General features: G+C 66.0%; 17 protein-coding genes. 12 read left to right on the top strand and 5 right to left on the bottom strand.

Going from position 1 to position 19,064, the window contains the following annotated elements:
• The first annotated feature begins 23 nt into the window (after positions 1 to 23).
• The 3 genes from AC54T3_RS14465 (at position 24) to AC54T3_RS14455 (ending at position 1,916) form a co-directional block, all read left to right on the top strand.
• Positions 24 to 326 carry a hypothetical protein gene (locus AC54T3_RS14465; RefSeq protein ID WP_496625836.1) on the top strand — a complete coding sequence of 101 codons (303 nt, stop codon included), beginning with the start codon at positions 24 to 26 and terminating at the stop codon, positions 324 to 326.
• Positions 323 to 1,138, top strand: coding sequence for an exodeoxyribonuclease III (gene xthA / locus AC54T3_RS14460; protein ID WP_496625834.1), 816 nt, complete (start codon positions 323 to 325; stop codon positions 1,136 to 1,138). Before AC54T3_RS14465 ends, xthA begins: the two co-directional genes overlap by 4 nt.
• A gap of 115 nt (positions 1,139 to 1,253) precedes the next feature.
• The gene (locus tag AC54T3_RS14455) at positions 1,254 to 1,916 is read left to right on the top strand and encodes a CDGSH iron-sulfur domain-containing protein (RefSeq protein WP_496625833.1); all 663 of its coding nucleotides are present in this window, start codon (positions 1,254 to 1,256) and stop codon (positions 1,914 to 1,916) included.
• Here AC54T3_RS14455 and AC54T3_RS14450 read toward each other — a convergent pair.
• The 3 genes from AC54T3_RS14450 to AC54T3_RS14440 form a co-directional block, all read right to left on the bottom strand.
• Positions 1,903 to 3,294: a MiaB/RimO family radical SAM methylthiotransferase gene (locus tag AC54T3_RS14450; protein ID WP_496625832.1), complete on the bottom strand. Its 1,392-nt coding sequence runs from the start codon at positions 3,292 to 3,294 to the stop codon at positions 1,903 to 1,905. The two genes, AC54T3_RS14455 and AC54T3_RS14450, sit on opposite strands and share 14 nt — an antisense overlap.
• A 25-nt stretch (positions 3,295 to 3,319) precedes the next feature.
• Complete coding sequence (locus AC54T3_RS14445; RefSeq protein WP_496625830.1) at positions 3,320 to 3,874, bottom strand: Hsp20/alpha crystallin family protein; 555 nt, start codon at positions 3,872 to 3,874, stop codon at positions 3,320 to 3,322.
• 98 nt (positions 3,875 to 3,972) lie between these two features.
• Positions 3,973 to 4,455, bottom strand: a complete 483-nt coding sequence (locus AC54T3_RS14440; RefSeq protein WP_496625828.1) for a hypothetical protein — start codon at positions 4,453 to 4,455, stop codon at positions 3,973 to 3,975.
• Between the two features lie 203 nt (positions 4,456 to 4,658).
• Between AC54T3_RS14440 and AC54T3_RS14435 the strand changes: the two genes are divergently transcribed.
• The 5 genes from AC54T3_RS14435 to yoaA all read left to right on the top strand — a co-directional run bounded on the left by AC54T3_RS14435 (position 4,659) and on the right by yoaA (position 11,861).
• On the top strand, positions 4,659 to 5,591 hold the full coding sequence (locus AC54T3_RS14435) for an ABC transporter ATP-binding protein (protein ID WP_496625826.1): 933 nt from the start codon (positions 4,659 to 4,661) through the stop codon (positions 5,589 to 5,591).
• Positions 5,588 to 6,475, top strand: a complete 888-nt coding sequence (locus tag AC54T3_RS14430; RefSeq protein WP_496625824.1) for an ABC transporter permease — start codon at positions 5,588 to 5,590, stop codon at positions 6,473 to 6,475. The genes AC54T3_RS14435 and AC54T3_RS14430 overlap by 4 nt, the downstream gene beginning before the upstream one ends.
• Before the next feature lie 179 nt (positions 6,476 to 6,654).
• Complete coding sequence (gene mrcB, locus AC54T3_RS14425; protein WP_496625822.1) at positions 6,655 to 9,063, top strand: penicillin-binding protein 1B; 2,409 nt, start codon at positions 6,655 to 6,657, stop codon at positions 9,061 to 9,063.
• A 2-nt stretch (positions 9,064 to 9,065) separates the two neighbouring features.
• Entirely contained in the window at positions 9,066 to 9,917 is an 852-nt protein-coding gene (locus tag AC54T3_RS14420) for a tetratricopeptide repeat protein (RefSeq protein ID WP_496625820.1), read from the top strand.
• A gap of 6 nt (positions 9,918 to 9,923) precedes the next feature.
• Positions 9,924 to 11,861, top strand: coding sequence for a DNA repair helicase YoaA (yoaA, locus tag AC54T3_RS14415; RefSeq protein WP_496625818.1), 1,938 nt, complete (start codon positions 9,924 to 9,926; stop codon positions 11,859 to 11,861).
• Positions 11,862 to 11,948: 87 nt separating this feature from the next.
• On the opposite strand, the gene AC54T3_RS14410 is transcribed toward yoaA, so the two are convergent.
• A complete protein-coding gene (locus AC54T3_RS14410; protein WP_496625816.1) occupies positions 11,949 to 16,229 on the bottom strand; it encodes a DEAD/DEAH box helicase in 4,281 nt (1,426 codons plus the stop codon).
• Positions 16,230 to 16,276: 47 nt separating this feature from the next.
• Here AC54T3_RS14410 and tsaB point away from each other — a divergent pair, with 47 nt between their 5' ends.
• The 3 genes from tsaB to AC54T3_RS14395 all read left to right on the top strand — a co-directional run bounded on the left by tsaB (position 16,277) and on the right by AC54T3_RS14395 (position 17,945).
• Positions 16,277 to 17,029 carry a tRNA (adenosine(37)-N6)-threonylcarbamoyltransferase complex dimerization subunit type 1 TsaB gene (gene tsaB / locus AC54T3_RS14405; protein WP_496625814.1) on the top strand — a complete coding sequence of 251 codons (753 nt, stop codon included), beginning with the start codon at positions 16,277 to 16,279 and terminating at the stop codon, positions 17,027 to 17,029.
• A gap of 217 nt (positions 17,030 to 17,246) precedes the next feature.
• Positions 17,247 to 17,408, top strand: coding sequence for a hypothetical protein (locus AC54T3_RS14400; protein WP_496625813.1), 162 nt, complete (start codon positions 17,247 to 17,249; stop codon positions 17,406 to 17,408).
• Between the two features lie 174 nt (positions 17,409 to 17,582).
• Positions 17,583 to 17,945: a cupin domain-containing protein gene (locus tag AC54T3_RS14395; RefSeq protein WP_496625811.1), complete on the top strand. Its 363-nt coding sequence runs from the start codon at positions 17,583 to 17,585 to the stop codon at positions 17,943 to 17,945.
• 41 nt (positions 17,946 to 17,986) lie between these two features.
• Here AC54T3_RS14395 and AC54T3_RS14390 read toward each other — a convergent pair whose 3' ends face one another.
• Complete coding sequence (locus AC54T3_RS14390; RefSeq protein WP_496625809.1) at positions 17,987 to 18,340, bottom strand: HMA2 domain-containing protein; 354 nt, start codon at positions 18,338 to 18,340, stop codon at positions 17,987 to 17,989.
• Between the two features lie 285 nt (positions 18,341 to 18,625).
• On the opposite strand from AC54T3_RS14390, the gene AC54T3_RS14385 reads away from it, so the two are divergent.
• Positions 18,626 to 18,868 carry a FeoA family protein gene (locus tag AC54T3_RS14385; RefSeq protein WP_496625807.1) on the top strand — a complete coding sequence of 81 codons (243 nt, stop codon included), beginning with the start codon at positions 18,626 to 18,628 and terminating at the stop codon, positions 18,866 to 18,868.
• Positions 18,869 to 19,064 lie beyond the last annotated feature (196 nt).

The following is a 19,064-nucleotide window of genomic DNA, read 5'->3' as shown; positions in this document are numbered from 1 at the left end:
AAAACAGGCCCAAGACGACTGAGATGTCCGACGACCCCTTGATTGATCGCCTGCTCGAACTCGCGCGCGAACTGACGCACGACTCCGAAGGCTACCTCGACCGTCAGGACGATCCCCAGCTCTGGTACAACCGAGGCTACGCCAACGGCATGGCCGCCGCCCTGCGCGCGCTCGGGTATGACGCGCGCGTCGATGCAGCGCTGGAGCCGGATGTCTACGACCCGGCCCGCGACCAAGCCCATCTGCCCTGGGGCAAGGCTTATGAGCACGGCCGCGAGATGGGCCTGAGCGAGACCTATGAGGTCACCGGCCGCGCCGCGCCATGACCCGACTCGTCTCGTTCAACGTCAACGGCATTCGCAGCCGCACGCATCAGCTCGAGGCGCTGAAGGTGCGGCATGATCCGGATGTGGTCGGTATTCAGGAATCCAAGGTCGCCGATGACCTCTTTCCCAGCGATGCCATGCAGGCGCTCGGTTGGCACTCGGCCTATCATGGCCAGAAGGGCCATTATGGGGTCGCCCTACTCAGCAAGCGCGATCCGCTGCAGGTCATCAAGGGCTTCCCGAACGACGGGCTGGACGCGCAGCGCCGCGCCATCACCGGTCTCTATACACTCGACGACGGCACCGAGCTGACCATCGTCAACGGCTACTTCCCCCAGGGCGAGAGCCGTGCGCATCCGGTCAAATTCCCCGGCAAGCAGCAGTTCTACGCCGATCTGAGGCGCTACCTGGACGAGCGCTTCAGCCCCAACCAAGCGTTGGTGGTCATGGGCGACATGAACGTGGCGCCCGAGGAGGCCGACATCGGCATCGGTGCGGACAATGCCAAGCGTTGGCTGCGCACCGGCAAATGCAGCTTTCTGCCCGAGGAGCGCGACTGGCTGCGGATGCTGATGGAGTGGGGCCTATTCGATGCCTATCGCCACCTCCATCCCGAGCGCGACGACGCGTTCAGTTGGTTCGACTACCGCTCCCGTGGCTTCGAGCGCGAGCCCAGGCGCGGCCTACGCATTGATCTGATCTTGGTCTCGGCGCCGGTGCGCGAGCGGCTGCGCGAGGCGGGCATCGACTATCAGATTCGCGCCCTCGAACGTCCCTCCGATCACTGCCCGATTTGGATCGACCTCGATTAGCCGGACCCCTCGATTAACGCGCAGGATGCCCCCATTCGTTGCTGACACCAAGCCACTGCGGCCCTCGCGAAGCAAGCAGCCGCGCCAGCAGGAGCCCAACCACGGGAACCCCATCATGAGCGACAAGATGATCCATCCCTTTCCCGGCGACGAGATCGATGTGCACTGGGACAAGCGTCTGTGCATCCACATCGGCGAATGCGAGCAGGCCGACAACAGCCTATTCGAAGGGGATCGCAAGCCCTGGTGCGTCCCCAATGAGGTCTCCAAGGCCGAGGTGCGCGAGGTCTGCGAGCGCTGTCCAAGCGGCGCCCTCAGCTATGTCGACAAGGACGGCACGGCCGAGCAGCCGGCGCCCGAGAATACCTGTCAGGTCGTCTACAACGGCCCGCTCTATCTGACCGGCGCCCTCGATATCGAGGGCGCGCCCGAGGACATGCCCGGCGTGCGTTCCCGCGCCGCGCTCTGCCGCTGCGGTGCGTCGAAGAACAAGCCGTTCTGCGACAACAGCCATCGCGAGGCCGGCTTCGAGGATTTCGGCGCCATCGGCCAACGCGGCCCTGGACTGGACCCAGGACCCGAAGGCAGCGGCGGACCACTCAAGATCAAGCCGATCCCGGATGGGCCGCTCAAGGCCGAGGGGCCGCTGACCTTAAAGGCCGCCAGTGGCCGCATCGCCTGGCAGGGCACCAAAACCGCCCTGTGCCGCTGCGGCGCCTCGAAGAACAAGCCGTTCTGCGACGCCAGTCACCGGGCGATCGGCTTCAAGTCGGATTGATCGCCTCAGCCGGCCGCCCCAGCAGCTGGGAGTCGGCCGGCTGATCCAACACATCGGTTGATCGATCCAACACCTGCTCGATGCGCACCGGGATGATCCGATTGTTCAACTCGGCGCCTCCCGTTGCGACCCGCACCGGGAGATAACCCGGCGTGTAGCCAAACTGAAGCACAGCGCCGTGCTCATTCCCGTCCCCGTGCTCGTCTCCGTTAGCGTCACTGCTCCCGTTTTTCTCCCGATTCCCAGGTCCGCTCGGAGAGCCCTCGATCAGCACCGACTGCACTGAGCCAAGCTGCTGCGCTAGCCAGGTCCGCTTGAGCTGGCGCGCCCGCGCATGCAGTTCGCGGCCGCGCGCGCGTTTCACCTCGCTCGGCACCTGATTGGGCATCTCTGCGGCGGCGGTGCCCGGTCGCGGTGAATAACTGAAGATGTGCAGATCGCCGAAGCCGATCGCTTCGACGAAGGCCAGGGTCTGAGCCCATTCGGCATCGCTTTCGCCGGGAAAGCCGACGATGAGATCGGTGGTGATATTGAGATTCGGCACGGCCGCGCGCGCGGTCTCGACCAAGCGCGCGAACTCGGCGGTCTTACAACGCCGCGCCATGCGTTTGAGCAGGCTGTCGGCCCCGCTCTGCAGCGGTAGATGCAGATGCGGCATCAGGCGCGGGTTCTCGAACAGCGCCCAAAAGCGCTCCGGCAGCCCCCAGGGTTCGACCGAGCCGAGACGCACCCGCGCGACTTCGGTGTCGGCGAGTACGGCGATCAGCAGCTCGCTTAGGCTCGCGCCGCAATCGCTGTCATAGCCGGCGGCGTGCACCCCGGTCAGGACCACCTCTTGCACGCCATCGGCCACGAGCTGGTTGATCTCGTGGCAAACCTCGGCGATCGGCCGACTGCGCTCGGCGCCGCGCGCGCGGGTGGTGATACAGAAGCTGCATTGATAGCGGCAGCCGTCCTGGATCTTGACGAAGGCGCGCTGCCGGCCGCGCGCGAACAGCGCCGCCGCGCCGGGCTCGGTCGCGGCCTCCGGCATCAATGGCAATGCCAGGGCCTCCTGCGCGATCAGGACCAAGCGATCCTTATCCTGATTCGGAACCACCAGATCGACGCCCAGCTCGCCGAGCTGCTCCTGCTCCAGCGAGACCGCGCAACCGCTCACCACGGTGCGCGCACGCGGATGCTCACGCTGCAACCGACGTAACAGCTTGCGCGACTTGCGCACCGCTTCGGCGGTCACTGCACAGGTGTTGACCACGATCAGATCAGCCGCCTCACCCTCGCCGCTGATGCCACAGCCACGCGCCTCGAACGCGCGCGACCAACCCGCGAGTTCGGCCTCGTTCAGTCGACAACCCAGGGTACTCAGCCTTACGCGCACGTCGGTCGATCCAGGGCTGAGCGTCCTAGCGCCAAGACGGCGCGGCCTGAGCGGCAGAGCGCGGGATGATCACCCGCACCTGCTGCTCGCTATCCACGCGCTCGAGCCCGGCGAGATCCGCATCCGGCGGAACCGGCAGCCGGCGCGTGCGGCTGCCGGTCGAGACACGATAACTCTCGCGATAGCCACGCCCATCGTCAAACGACTCGGAACGATGCGTGCGGGCATCGACACGGGTGCGCACCATCAGGCTGCGGCCAAACGGGCGGACCTCGACATGCTCCGGCGGCAGACCCTCAAGATCGATGATCAACAGATACTGATCCTCAGTGCGTTCCTGGCGCATCCGAATCTGTCCCGGATGCGGTCGAGGACTGGCGTGAGCCGCGCCGCGTGCTGGCGCATCAGCGGGCCCGAACGCCTGCATGGGCCGGTTGTACATCGGCGTGGGCGGGCTATACGCCGGCGGCATCATGGGCGGGCCATAGGGCATGCCGGCAACGGCGACCGTGGTGACCAGCAGGAGTCCGGCGAATAGGCCGCCGGCGCCAAGCGCGGCAGTCGTCAAGCAGCGTGTCATCGGTGGAAACCCTCCCAAAAAGCGCAAAGCAGGCAAGTGGTTGGGAGAGATTATAGCGGTTTGCTTGCCTCCGGAGGTCGCCGATCAGGTGTCGGGCATTAGGTCCGCAGCCGCCAGGTCGGGCGGGCGTTGGCATCGATGAGTCCATGGTGCCGCAGCCAGGCGCGCGCCTCCTCGGCATCCTGCTCGAACCAGGCCGCAGTGCTGCCGAGCCGAAAACTGTAGCCCCAGGCATCCATATCGGCGAACAGGCGCTCACGCCCTACCCTCGGCAGTTGCTCCGCCATCAGCACCTGCAGCACGCAGACCGCATCCTCCTCGGCGACATCGCCCCCGGCATCGGTATGCAGTGCTGCGCGCCGCGCGCCATCCATGCAGACGAAATGCGCGGCCTCATGCAGCGCCGAATGCACCGGCGTATCGTCGCGCAGATAGAGGAAGGGGCTGATCAAGCCGGCCTCAGGCGCGCCCCAAAAAGAGCCCGGAATCGCCGCGCCCGGCTCGACCCGCACCGGCCGCAACGGTTGCAAGCGGCACAGAAGCTCATCGAGTCCCTCACGAGCGTCACGGTAACAAAGCATCGGATCTTTAGCCTCCTGTTCACGAACCATCTTGGACAAACCATTGTGCGCCCCATAAGCGCCCCAGAAGCCATTCAAGCCTGGACTTGACCGCCGCGATGCGGACTTCAGACCGCTTCCCGAGCAGGGACTCGAGTGCGGCAGTTGCAAACCGCCGGGCTGAACGTGCTAGCGTAGGCGGCTTTGCACACACTTCTTATCGCATGACCGCACTCAGCGTCCACCGCCTCAATAAGACCTATGCCAATGGCCTCCAGGCCCTGCAAGACGTCGATCTCAACGTCGAGGCTGGCGACTTCTTCGCCCTGCTCGGCCCCAACGGCGCCGGCAAATCGACGCTGATCGGCATCATCACCTCGTTGGTGCGCAAGAGCGGCGGGCGCGTCGAGGTCTTCGGCCATGACTTGGACCGCGATCCACAGGCGGTGCGGGCCAACATCGGCGTCGTCCCGCAGGAGTTCAATTTCAATCTCTTCCTGCCGGTGATCGAGGTGGTGCTGAATCAGGCCGGCTACTTTGGCGTGCCACGCAAGGAGGCCCGCGTCCGTGCCGAGATGCTGCTGCGCAAGCTCGACCTCTGGGAGCGCCGCGACACCGAGATGCGCTTGCTCTCCGGCGGCATGAAGCGCCGCTTGATGATCGCCCGCGCCCTGGTGCATCGCCCCCGGCTGGTGATCCTCGACGAGCCCACCGCCGGGGTGGATATCGAGATTCGGCGCGCCATGTGGGGCTTCATGCGCGAGATCAACGCCGGGGGCACGACCATCATCCTCACCACCCATTATCTGGAAGAGGCGGAAAGCCTCTGCCGCCATCTCGCCATCATCGATCAGGGACGCATCCAGGCCCGCTCCGATATCGCCACCCTGCTCGGCGAGCTGCATGCCGAGACCTTCGTGCTCAACCTCAAGGGGTGCCTCGGCGAGCTGCCCGAGATCGGCGATTTCATGCTCGAGCGTATCGACGAGAGCACGCTCGAGGTGCAGATCAATCGCGAGCACACCCTCAACGGCCTGTTCGAGGCGCTCTCGCGCAACGGGATCGAGGTGCTGAGCCTGCGCAACAAACAGAACCGACTCGAGAAGCTCTTTCTCGATCGCGTCGACGCGGGACGCGGACGCGAGGCGGCGCAATGAGCAAGGTCAGACAGCATCCCGGCCAACAGTCTATGCAAGATCCCCGGCACTCACCCCGGCAAGCGCGCACCCAAGAGCCAGACCAAGAGCAAGCCCCGCTGGTCGACAGCAACCGCTGGCGCCGCTACCGCATCACCTTCATGACCCTGTTCAGCAAGGAGGTGATGCGCTTCTCGCGCATCTGGGTGCAGACCATCCTGCCCTCGGCGATCACCACGACGCTCTATTTCGTCATCTTCGGACGTCTGATCGGCGATCGCATCGGCCCGATGGAAGGATTGCCTTACATCGACTTCATCGTCCCCGGACTGGTGCTGATGGCGGTGATTACCAACGCCTACAGCAACGTCGTCTCCTCGTTCTACAGCAGTAAGTTCTCGCGCTATATCGAGGAGCTGTTGGTGTCGCCGGCACCGAACTGGATCATCCTCGCCGGTTACGTCTCCGGTGGCGTCGCCCGTGGGCTGACGGTCGGCATCGTGGTCATGATCGTCGCGGCCTTCTTCACCAGCTTCAGCGTTCACAATCTGGCCGTGACCCTGTTGATCCTGTTGCTCACCGCGATCCTGTTCGCGCTTGGCGGCTTCATCAATGCGGTCTATGCCAACAGCTTCGATGACATCTCGATCGTACCCACCTTTATACTGGCCCCATTGACCTACCTAGGCGGCGTGTTCTACTCGATCGACCTGCTCCCCGAGCCCTGGCAGACACTCTCGCTCGCCAACCCGATCCTCTACATGATCAATGCCTTCCGCTACGGCCTGCTCGGTGTCAGCGACATCCCGCTCGGCATTGCCTTCTCGATCATCGCGCTCTTCATCGTCGCCCTCGGTGTTTACAGCCTGAGCCTGCTGCGGCGTGGCGTCGGCATCAAGCACTGAAATCCACTTGCGCCAGTGCCGTGCGTATGGCTTGCCGCGCTTGTGACCCAACGCATGCAATGGGATGATTGTGGGTCAATTCAGGCCGCCGGAGCGATTCGACCCATGCGATTTGGTCAGAATGACCGAGACGGCAGCACCGCAGACGCAGCGCGCACCTGCCCTAGGAATCACGCCTCGTGGCCAACCCCAACATCACTGCTCCCGCTAAGAAACGTCGCCGCCCAGCGCGGCGCCGCTCTGGGCTTGGCCTCTTTCTCGGCTTTTTGTTCAGCGGCCTGCTGCTCGTACTCATCGCTGGCGGCTTGGCGCTCGGGCTCTATGGCGTGCAGCTGGACGAGGTCGTGCGGGAGAAATTCGAGGGCCAACGCTGGGCGCTACCAGCGCGCGTCTATGCCCGCCCCTTGGAACTCTATGTCGGCCGTCCGATCACGCGGGAGGCGCTGATCGGCGAACTCGAGCGGCTTAAGTACCGTCGCTCGGCCGAGGTCGAGCGCGCCGGCAGCTTTGATGTCGAGAATGACCGCGTCCTGGTCCGCACGCGGCCGTTTCGCTTCTGGGACGGCGCCGAGCCCGAGCAGCTGATCGCGATACGCATCGCCAATGGCCTCGTCACCGACATGCGCTCCGGCGACAACGGCCGTGACCTGGCCTTGGTGCGGCTCGACCCGGCGCTGATCGCCAGCATCTACCCCACGCACAATGAAGACCGGGTCCTGCTGAGCCGCCAACAGCTCCCCCCGATGCTGATCAAGACCCTGCTCGCGGTCGAGGATCGCCGCTTCTATCAGCATCACGGCATTGACCCCAAGGGCATCCTGCGCGCCGCCTACGAGAACCTGCTAGCCGGGCGCACGGTGCAGGGCGCGAGCACCCTGACCCAGCAGTTGGTCAAGAACTTTTATCTGACCCAGGAGCGCACCCTCGAGCGCAAGGCCAAGGAGGCCTACATGGCCGTGCTGCTCGACCGTCGCTACTCGAAGGAAGAGATCCTCACCGCTTACGCCAACGAGGTCTATCTCGGCCAGGACGGCAGCCGTGGCATTCACGGCTTTGGGCTCGCTAGCCGCTTCTATTTCGACCGCGATATCGATGAACTCGGCGTGCCCCAGGTCGCCCTGTTAGTCGCGGTGCTCAAGGGGCCGGGCGAATACAACCCACGCCGCCATCCCGAAAAGGCCACCGAGCGCCGTAACCTGGTCATCGATCTGATGGCCTACCATCAGGTCATCAGCGCCGAGGAAGCCGAGGCCGCCAAGGCCGCCCCGCTCGGCATCAAGGAGGGCGGCGCCCGGCCGTCCGGCGACTATCCCGCGTTCATCCAATTGGTGCGCCGCCAGTTGCAACGCGACTATCGCGACGCCGATCTGCGCTCCGAGGGACTGCGCATCTTCACCACCCTCGATCCGCTGACCCAGACCCAGACCGAGACCGCCATCGGTGAGCGCATGCCCAAGCTGGACGCCCAGCGCGGGCTGCCCGCCGGAACCCTGGAGACCGCTGCGGTGGTGACCTCGGTGTCCCAGGGCGAAGTCCTAGCGCTGGTGGGCGGACGCGATACCGACTACGCCGGCTTCAACCGCGCCCTGGATGCCGTGCGTTCGGTCGGTTCGGCGATCAAGCCCGTCATCTATCTCACCGCCTTGGCGCAACCCGAGCGTTTCTCGCTGCTCTCCCCCATTGCCGACCGGCCGATCAGCCTGCGCGTGGGCACTCAGCTGTGGACGCCACAGAATTACGATCGCCGCGTCCATGGCAGCGTGCCGCTCTATCGGGCATTGGCCAAGTCGTACAACCTGGCGACGATCAACCTGGGTCTGCAGGTCGGCGTTGACGAGGTGGCGACCATGCTCAAGCAACTCGGCGCGGTGCGTCCGATCCGGGTCGTGCCCTCGATGTTGCTCGGCTCGGTCTCGCTGCCACCGATCGAGCTGGCGCAGGTCTACCAGAGCATCGCCGCCGGTGGCTTTCGTGCTCCGCTGCGCGCGATTCGCGAGGTGCTGAATGCCGACGGACAACCGCTCAACCGGTATCCGCTTGCGGTGGAGCCGGTCGTGAGCAGCGATGCCGCGTATCTCACCCAATGGGCGATGCGCAAGGTGGTCGAGGAAGGCACCGCCACCTGGCTCAAGCAGCGCCTGCCCGAGGGCATGCACGTCGCCGGCAAGACCGGCACCACCAACGAGATGCGCGATAGCTGGTTCGCCGGCTTCAGCAGTGATCGAGTGGCCGTGGTCTGGGTCGGGCGCGATGACAATCAGCCGATGGGTCTCACCGGCTCCAGTGGGGCCTTACGGGTCTGGGGCGATATCATGGCCGAGATCGACAGCCAGCCTTTAAGCGACGAGGTCCCGAATTCGATCGAGCTGGCGGATGCCTGCGGACAGCGCGGCATCCCCTTCAGTCGTGGCCATGCCGGTCGCACCAGCTGCGGCGGCGGCGGCTCCGAACCTCGCGGCAGTGATGACGCACCGCAGCCCGCTCAGGACGAGCAGGAGACGCGACCGGAGCCTGAGCCGCCGCCACCGCGCGAGCGTCAAGAGCCGCGCAACACCAGTCCCTTCATGCGCGATTTCTACGGCAACTGATCATGTACAAGCATCTTTCCCTACTAACGCTCCCAGCGCTGGTCCTCACGGCCTGTACCTCGATGGAGCGCAGCGGACCACCAGCACCCATCGTCGAGAGCCAATCCGCGCCACGCGTCGAGCCGGCGCCGATCGAGACGCAGCAACCCGAGGCGCCACCCGCGCCGGAACCGACGCGGGTCTATGCCTATACCCCGCCAGAGGAGATCAGCGACACCCGTGTCGGGGCCGATGCCACAACCGACAGCAGCTCACCCACTCAAGCCGAGGCCGAGCCAGCGCCCCAAGCCCAAACAGACACGCGCCAACCACCGCCACAAGAGCCGGCGCGACCGGCAAGCGAGCCGCCCCGGGAACCTGCGAGGGAGCCCCAGACCGCGCAATCCCAGCCCAGCAGCCCGGCACCGAGTACGCCGCAACCCGCGCCGAGCGAGACGGCACAACCCGCACCCACGGAGAACGCCGCCGACGCGAATGCTCCACCCGCCCCCGAGGTCGCCAGCGCCCGGCCCGCCGCGCGCGCCCCCGCCGGCTGGCCGCGGGGGGTCGCCTCGCTCGCCGAACGCGCCGAGCAGCAACGCCAGAGCGGCGACGCCGGTGGTGCGGCGGCAACGCTTGAGCGCGCACTGCGCATCCAGCCCCAGGAGGCCTATCTCTGGAACCGGCTCGCGCGAGTGCGACTCGAGCAGGGCATGAGCGATTCGGCCTCGAAGCTCGCCACGCGCTCGAACGCCCTCACCGGCGATCAGCCCGCGCTCAAGCGCAACAACTGGGAGATCATCGCCACCGCGCGGCGCCAGGCCGGCGATATCGACGGTGCGGTCGAGGCCGAACGCAAGGCCGCCGGCGGCTGATCGCGCATGCCGACACCGCCGGCCGTGATCGAGGCGCTTGCCGCCGATGGACCGCTCGCCGAGCGGCTGCGGGACTTCCATCCACGCCCGCAGCAACAAGACATGGCGGCGCATGTCGCCGAGCGACTCGCAGCCGGCGGCGCCCTCATCTGCGAGGCCGGCACCGGCACCGGCAAGACCTTCGCCTATCTGGTGCCGGCGCTGCTCAGCGGGCGCAAGATCGTCATCTCCACCGGCACCCGCAACCTGCAGGATCAGCTCTTCCAGCGCGACATCCCGCTGATCCGCGAGGCACTGGGCGCGCCCATCGGTGTCGCGCTGCTGAAAGGGCGCGGCAATTACCTCTGCCGCTATCGGCTCGAACTCGCCTGCGAGGCGCCGACCCGGTATCGCCCCGATGTGCGCCACCACCTCAAGTTGGTGCGCGACTGGAGCGGCCACACCCAGCAGGGCGACATCGCCGAGCTGGCGATCCCCGAAGACGACCCGGTCTGGCCCGCCGTGACCTCGACCGCCGATAACTGCCTCGGCCAAGACTGCCCGGTCTTCAGCGACTGTCATCTGCTCGAGGCGCGCCGGCGCGCGCAGGCGGCCGAGCTGGTGGTGGTCAACCACCATCTGCTCTGCGCCGATCTAGCGCTGCGCGACGAGGGCTTCGGCGAGGTCTTGCCGGATGCCGACGGCTTCATCATCGACGAGGCCCATCAGCTGCCCGAGGTCGCCGCGAGCTTCTTCGGGCTCTCGCTCAGCGCGCGCCAACTGATCGAACTCGCGCGCGATATCGAGGCCACCGACCGCTGCGAGGCCGGCGATCTCCCCGAGCTACCGCTCGCCTGCCACGGCCTGCGCCAAAGCGTCGCCGAGCTGCGGCTGAGCCTGACCCAAGCGCTTGGCGCCCAAGACCGCCGTGGCCCCTGGCAGGAGATCGCCAACGCCAGCCCGGTCACGCGGGCGATCGATGATCTGGGCGACGCGCTCGATCAGCTCGCGGCCACCCTGGAGCCGATCGCCGAGCGTTCACGCGGGCTCGAGCAACTGATGGCGCGGGTTAAGGCGACGCGCACCCGGCTCGACAGCCTGCTTGAGGACGAGGACGGCGATGAGCCGAAGCAAGTGCGCTGGTTCGATCTGCAAGGGCGCGGCTTTCGCTTCCATCAGACTCCGCTCGATGTCTCCGAGGTGTTCCGCGAGCAACGCGCTCGGCATCCAGCGGCCTGGATCTTCACCTCGGCGACGCTCGCGGTCGGCGACTCATTTGCGCATTTCGCCAGCCGCATCGGGTGCGACGACGCCGAGACCGCGCAATGGGAGAGCCCCTTTGATTACCCGCGCCAGGCCCTGCTCTATTGCCCGACAGCGATGCCCGAACCGTCCCATCCGGACTACGGAACCCGCGTGGTCGAGGTCGCGCGCGAGGTCATCGCGCTCAGCCGTGGCCGTGCCTTCCTGCTCTTCACCAGCCATCGCGCGCTGCGCGCGGCCGCGACTGAGCTTACATCCCGGCTCGAGTACCCGCTGCTGGTGCAAGGCAGCGCGCCACGTGGCGAGCTGATCGAGCGCTTTCGCCAGCTCGGCAACGCCGTGCTGCTCGGAACCTCGAGCTTTTGGGAGGGCGTCGACGTGCGCGGCGAGGCCCTCTCTTGCGTCATCATCGACAAACTGCCGTTCAGCTCGCCGGCTGACCCCATTCTGCAGGCCCGCGCCGAGGCGCTGAAGCGCCAGGGCGGCAACCCGTTTCGGGATTTCCAGCTCCCGCAAGCGGTGATCGCGCTCAAACAGGGCACCGGCCGGCTCATCCGCGATCCCCAGGATCGGGGTGTGCTCGTGGTCTGCGACCCGCGCCTGCACAGCCGCAGCTATGGCCGCGTCTTCCTCGACAGTCTGCCGCCGATGCGGCGCACGGAGGCACTGGACGACCTCGCCGCCTTCTTCGCGCCTGCGTGACGGCGACCTGGTTGCCTAGCGCTGCCTAGCGCACCCAGGACAGAGACGGAGGGAACAGGCTGAGAGGAGAGGCCGAGCGAGAGGTTCTCAGCCCGGCCCCTGGACCAGCGCCAGCATCTGCTCGTAACTGAGTTTGCCGCCATCGTCGGCGCCGCTGAGCAGCCCATCGGCCAGATCGCGCTTGCTCGCGTGCAGCTTTAGGATGCGCTCCTCGATGGTGTCCTTGGCCACCAGCCGGTAGACGGTGACCGGGCGCTCCTGACCGATGCGATGCGCGCGGTCCGAGGCCTGATCCTCGACCGCCGGATTCCACCAGGGGTCCATGTGGATCACATAGTCGGCGGCGGTGAGATTTAGCCCAGAACCACCCGCGCGCAGGCTGATCAGGAACAGCTCGCCCTCGCCGGCCTGAAACGCAGCGACCGCCGCGCGGCGCTGCGGCTCCGGGGTTGAACCATCGAGATACTGATACGGGATCTGGCGCCGATCCAGATGCTCGCGAATCAGACTCAGATGATCGACGAACTGACTGAAGACCAGCGCCTTGTGCCGATTGTCGAGCAGCTCGTCGACGATCTCGGCGAAGGCCTCGAGCTTGGCGCTAGGGAGTTCGGTGTCCGGCAGTGCGAGGCGCGGATGGCAGCAGACGCGTCGCAAGCGCATGATCTCGGCGAGCAGCAGCAGCCGCTTGTGGCCGGGCGCGGCCTGGCGGCCCTCGCTGTCGAGACGCTCCATCGCCTCGCGCCGCAGCGCCTCGTAGAGCGCCATCTCGCCGGCGCTGAGTTCGAGCTGCAGGTCGATCTCGGTGCGCGGCGGCAGCTCGGCGAGCACCTCGCTCTTCAGCCGCCGCAGGATGAAGGGCTTGAGCAGTTGGCGCAGGCGCTGGCGGGCGTCCTGGTCCTTGTCCTGCTCGATCGGGATCGCGAAGCGCTGATTGAAGCGCCGCAAGGAGCCGAGCAGCCCCGGATTGATGAAGCGGAACAGATTCCACAGCTCGCCGAGATGGTTCTCGATCGGGGTGCCGGTGGTGATCATGCGAAAGTCGCCCTTGAGCGCCATGATCGCTTGCGAACGCTTGGTCATCGCGTTCTTGAACGCCTGCGCCTCGTCGGCGACGATGGTCTGCCACGCGACCTGACTCAGCCGTTCGCGCTCACTCTGCAGCAGCCCGTAGCTGCAGACGACCAAATCGAACGGACCGGCCTCGTCCAGCATGGTCCCGCGCTCGCCATCTCCGAAGCGCAGTGGACGCAGGGTGGGTGCGAAGCGCCGCGCCTCGTCCAGCCAGTTGCCGCAGACCGAGGTCGGCGCCAGCACCAGCGTCGGCCCGTGCGGGGCGCGTGACAGGATCAGCGCCAGCGCCTGCAGGGTCTTGCCCAGGCCCATGTCATCGGCGAGACAGGCCCCGGCGCCCCAATGCGCAAGCCGCGCCAGCCAACGGAAGCCCTCGAGTTGATAATCGCGCAGCTCGGCCTGCAGCGTCGAGGGCAGCTCGGGCTCGAGCACCTCGATCCGCGCCAAGCGTTTGAGCAACCCCTGCCATTCCTGGCTCGCCTCGACCTGCATGCCATCGATCAGCTCGTGCACCGCCGGTGCCGCCAGCGGATGGAAACGCCCATCGTCGATGAGACCGGCCAGCCCCTGCAGACGCCGCCGCAAGGCGCTGCTGAGGACCAGAAAATCGCCCTCGCCGAGCCGCACATAGCGTCCCTGCGCGGCCGCCGCGCGCTCGATCAGCTCGCGCATCGCCAGCACCCGGCCATCGTCGAGGCGCAGACCGCCGGCGACATCGAACCAATCGCCTTGCTGGCGCACCTTCACCTGCAGACGGCTCAGGCCCAGTTCCTCGCTCAGCGCGATGCGCCGACCCTGCGGCCAATCCAGTTGCACCTGATCGCCGAGCGCATGCAATTGCTCCAACGCCGCGAGGGCCTCGGCCGGGTCCGGCAGATCCCAGGTCCAGTCCTGGTCTTCACTCTGGCCGCCCGCCGAATCCTCGCCCAAGCGATCTTGGTCAACCAGCACCGGACAGCCCGCGAGCACGGCTGCGGCGGCTTGTTGCTCCGCGTCCAGATCGCGGGTGCAGCGCAGTGGGTGGCCATCGCGCTCGCTAAAGAGGCTGACGCGACCTTCGCCGGGACGCAGCTGCGGACCGGCTTCGCCAAAAGGATGGATAAAGAGTTCAAGACGCAGACCTTCGTCCACGGGCGAGAGATGCAGATGCGGACGCGCATCGGCGGCGACCGCCTCGACCTCCGTATCCCCACCGCCGATATCCGAGTGCACGCTGAGCATCGGTGCCAACGTGCTCAGGCTATTGAGCAGACGCTGCTCGCCGGCGTGCGGAATCGCGAGCCCCTCGGGCCCCAGGATGCGCGCGATTTCGAGATGCCCGGCGTCGAATTGGATCACGCGCAGCCGTTGCGGGGTTTCCTGCTGCGGCAGCAACGCGCGCCCTGGCTGCGGATAGGGCTCGAGACTGACCAGTAGATCCCGGTCACGGCGGATCACGCTCAGCACGGGCGCTCCCCGCACCAGTTCGACTGGCGTCTCTGGCGCATTGGGACGGATCACCAACGGATGGCCAATCGCGGCGATCAACGCCCGATCCGGCTCCAGGCTGAAGCTGGCGCGGCCATAACCGCCGTACCAGCCGACCTGCTGCTCGCGCGTGATGGCGTCGCAGATGGCGCGATCCCGCGGACCGAGATAGGGAAAGCGGTCGGGTTCCTCGGCGAGGCGCTGCAGCGAGACAGCTCGCCCTTGGGTCCAAGCGCCGCGTTTGGTGCGCTTCTGCTCGCGGGGTTCGAGCACGGCCAGATCGTCATAGAGGGTCAGCAGCCAGGCCATGCGGCGATCCTCGTCCTGCCGTTGCCCGACCCGATCGGCGCTCGTCTCGCGCTGCTCGGCCAGGCCCTTAAGCGCCTCCAGCGCGATCTCCCAGGTTGGTTTGGGTGCCAGCAGATCGGTGAGCAGGACCCGTTGGCGAGGTGGCTCGGCAAGCGTCGGCTGCTCAGCGTCGACACCGAGCCGGGCGAGCAAGGCGGTTGCCTCGCGCGCATACCAATCCAGGCCCGCGCTCGCGGCCTGCTCGGCACCGCGCGTCAACGCGCTCAAGGCCTCGGCCGAGGGCCGTTGACCGAGCCAGTGCAGGGCCAAGGCTTGGAACAGCGCCGGAAAGGGTCCGCGTGGCGCTAAGTTATGCAGCAGCCAGGCGCTCTCGGCGACGCGGCTTTGGCCACTCAGCACGGCGGCCAGGTCGTCGAGCAGCCGGTACACCGGCTCGAGCAGATCGGTGACGCTGGCCTTGAGGCAGATCGCGACCAATTGCCGCACCCGTTCCAAATCCCCCGGCTCGCCGCGCCGCAGCAAGGCCAGCAGATGCAGCACACCGGGGATGCCCGGGACATAGACGTTGCGCTTGCGCGTGCGACGCCGCACCTGCTGGAGGGCGCCCTCGTAGGCTTCGATGGCATCGGCACAGGCGCCGCGCAGCATGGAGCGCCAGCCGCTCAAGATCAGCGCTTGGGGGTCGTCGCGCCCGACGAGCAGCTCGGCGACCCGATCGATCTGCCCGCGCAACAAGCGTTGCTCGGCGAGCGCGTCGGCTGCGTCCGGGTCGGTCGCCGCCAGCGGCCCGAGCAGACGTTCCATCAGCTGGTACGAACTCGGCCGGGCGTTGAGATCGAGCGCGGCCTCGCGCAGCATCGGCGCCAGCGCCAAAAGCTTGAGCCGCGCTGGCAGGGTCTCGAGCCACGCCGGGTCCGCCGAGCGCGTGCAGATGGTCGCCAACGGCTCGACCTGCCGATAGCGCACCTGCGCCAGGGACTCGACACCCTGCAGCAAGAGCATCTTCAGCACCTCGTCCTCGCGTCTGGAATAGACGGCGATGCGCAACAGCCGGAAGCGGCGCTCCTCGCTCGGACGATCCCAGGAGTTACGCATCGCGCTCGGCACCACCTGCTCGGCGGCGGCGACGATGGCCTGGAAGCTGCCGTCCACCAGCGTCTCGCGGGTGAGCGGCTCGAGCAGGTCTGGATGACAGACGAGCGTATTGCGCCGCTGCTCGATCAATCCCGCCTCGAGCAACCGATCGCGCAGCAGCTTGCCGAGCCGCGCCTTGAGCGGGATGCCGCGCCGGTCCTTCCAGCCCAAGGCGTCGAGCACGAGTCCGAGCGTGGTTTGGCTGATCGGCTCGCAAACCACCGACAGCACCCGCAGCATGCGGCGCTCGTCGGCGACGAGCGCCTGATAGGCAGCGCGCCGATCCGTCATGGCCGGAACGGGACCGATGAGCGCCGAGCGCGCGAGAGTGAGAAGCGAATAACGAGCATGGTCGTGGTTCTTGCGCCGCGCAAAAACCACCATGGTACAGTCTCCGCGTTCATCGTCCCATTCGGCAGTCTCCTTAAGGTATGAAGATCCTGGCACTGGAAACCTCGGGCGCCTGTTGCTCGGCGGCCCTACTCATCGCTGATCGGCTCGAACAGCGGAGCGAGCACGCCCCGCGCCGACACGCGGACCTGATCCTCGGGATGCTGGACGATCTGTTGCGGGAGGCCGGCCTGCGCCTGAGCGAGCTGGACGCCATCGCCTATGGCCGGGGTCCGGGCTCATTCACCGGCGTGCGCATCGCCGCCGCTGTCGCCCAAGGCGTAGCCTTTGGTGCGAACCGACCCGTGATCGCTGTCTCGACGCTCGCGGCAACAGCACGCGCTGCCTATCGGCGGACGGGGCAGCGTCGGATCGCCTGCGCGCTCGATGCCCGCATGGGCGAGGTCTATTGGGGATGCTTCCGGGTTGAAGGTCTGAATGAACTAACGCTGATTGATCAAGAAGGCGTGGTCGCGCCCGAATCGACGCCCGCCCTGGCTGGAACTGGCTGGTGCAGGGCCGGCAGTGGCTGGGAAGCCTATCCCGCGCTGCAAGAGCGGCATCGATCGGCGTTGAAGACGACACCGGAACCGACATCGGAGACGAGAACGGGGTCGGGATCGGCACCGGAGGCAATACCAGGACTACTCACCGAGATCGGCCCCGAGGCCGGGGATATCGCCTGGCTCGCACGCGCCATGAGTGACCAAGGCAAGCGCCCGGATCAGGCGCTGCCGGTCTATCTCCGCAACCGTGTCGCCGAGGTCAGCCAGAAGCAGGCCGAGCGCCGCTGACAAGGCCTGCTACTGAGTCAATGCGTCCCCTGTCGCGCCCCTATCCGGTCAGGATCTGGGGCTCAGGCGGTGGCCACGATCGACCCCGGGCGCATGGTGTCGACAATGCCGGCGCATGCAGGAGACGACATAGTGAATCAGCGTCGCCTCCACAGCGACGAAGGCGATCAACCCGACCGCAAGACGCAGCTGCGGCCCTGGCTGAGAGAGGCCCAGGGTGAGCCAAGTGACGAATCCGGTCATGATGGCGATTGCGGTGACCATAATGAACGGCCAAGGCGAGGAAAAACACGTCTTGCACAGCTTCATCAGAACCTTCCTCGTGGCGCGCGGAGGCGACCTGTTCTTCAGTGTCTGGTGGATTACCTTATCAGCATAGCAGCATAGCGGATGAGTCGGCTTTAGACGACATCGCATCGTCATGGCTGTGTGCTTAAGGTTAGACCCCGCACAGGTGCAGTCGTGCCCTGTCTCATATGATGCAAATCATTCGCATCGCACTTTAACCCTGTACACTGTTGATGTTCTCATTCACTTTCGAGGATTCTGCCCGATGAGCGATCAAAACTGGCTCGTCTTCCAACTGCCCGAACTCATGGCCAAGCTCGATGCGCAGACCACCCGCTTCCAGGAACTCCTGCGCACGCCATCATTGAGCTGTTCGCTCTACCACATCCCGGCCGGCTCCAAGGAGATGCAGAGCGCGCACGAAGAGGACGAACTCTATCTGGTGCTCGAAGGGCGCGCCCAGCTGCGCGTCGAGGACGAAGACCACTGCGTCGAGAAAGGCACCATGATGTATGTGCGCACCGCCTGTGATCATGCCTTCTTCGACATCGAGGAAGACCTCACCGTGCTTGCGTTCTTCGGTACGCCGGTGCGTCAGCTTACCCGTTACGTCGAATTGCAACCCTGATTTCTCAGGGGCCGCCGCGCGCGGCGGCCAGTGCGAGGACGTCAGACGAGAACGCCAACCAGATTGCGGGCCGACTGCTCGACCACCTTCCGCATCATCGCGCCGACCAGCGCCTTGCCGAAGGTCTCGCCAAGCTGTTTGGCATGGGTCGCATCGCGCCGCACCGCAGCCATAGAGCCGAGGTCTTCGAGGGCCGAGAAGAGTTCGACGCGACTCAGCAGCTCCGGGTCGTACTGAACGACGATGCTCGATGCGCGCTGATTGATCTGTACCGCACGCACACCCTCCATGGCCATCAGCTTGGCCTGAGCGTTGTTCGCGCGCTCGCCATAGCAGCGGAAAGCCTTGGAACGCACACGAATGCGACCGGGGACATGATGGATGTACTGGCTCATCTTGGCAGGGTCTCCAACATCTAAGGATAGGGTGCAAGGAACATTCGCAACGGGAACGGTTCGCATTGTATCCTCACAATGAGAGATGATGCAAATCATTCTCATCCTTCCCAGCTTTTGAGGCCGGGAGATGTCACGCCCGCAGATGCCGAGCATTGAGCGCGACATCGTTGAGCCTCATCAAAGGCCAGCTCTGAAAACAATACGCATTGCGACTCGTTCGTGTTTGCTTTATTGTGTTATCAGGAATGCCCCTGGCCTCACTGCCCCATCGGACGTCTCGAGATGAAAGACCAACAACCCGCCTCCTTCGCTCTGGCCATGGCCGATGAGGGCCAGCGCGTGCGGGTGGTCGGACTGCGTGCCGGCCGTGGCATCGACCGCCGGCTGACGGATCTGGGACTGAACATCGGCAGCGAGCTCTGCGTGCTGCAGCGTCAGGGCGGCGGATTGGTCGTGTTACGCGATCAGGCACGGATCGCTCTCGGCGGCGGCATGGCGACCAAGATCATCGTCGCCCCAGCCTAAGGCCGCTGTTTCATGACCTTTTCATTACTGCTGCAAGGCCTAATCCAGACCTCTGTTCACGAGCATAACGCAATGAATCTAAAAGACATGGCCGTTGGGGGAAACCGCCGAGTTTGCCGGTTGGCCCCCGGGGGGGGGCCCGAACCGGAAAAACGGGGATAGCAAAGGCGACACCCCGGGGCCCCAATAAATAATT

This window comes from Halochromatium sp. NSM3 (genome assembly GCF_059621085.1).
This window is presented reverse-complemented; position numbering and strand designations above follow the sequence as displayed.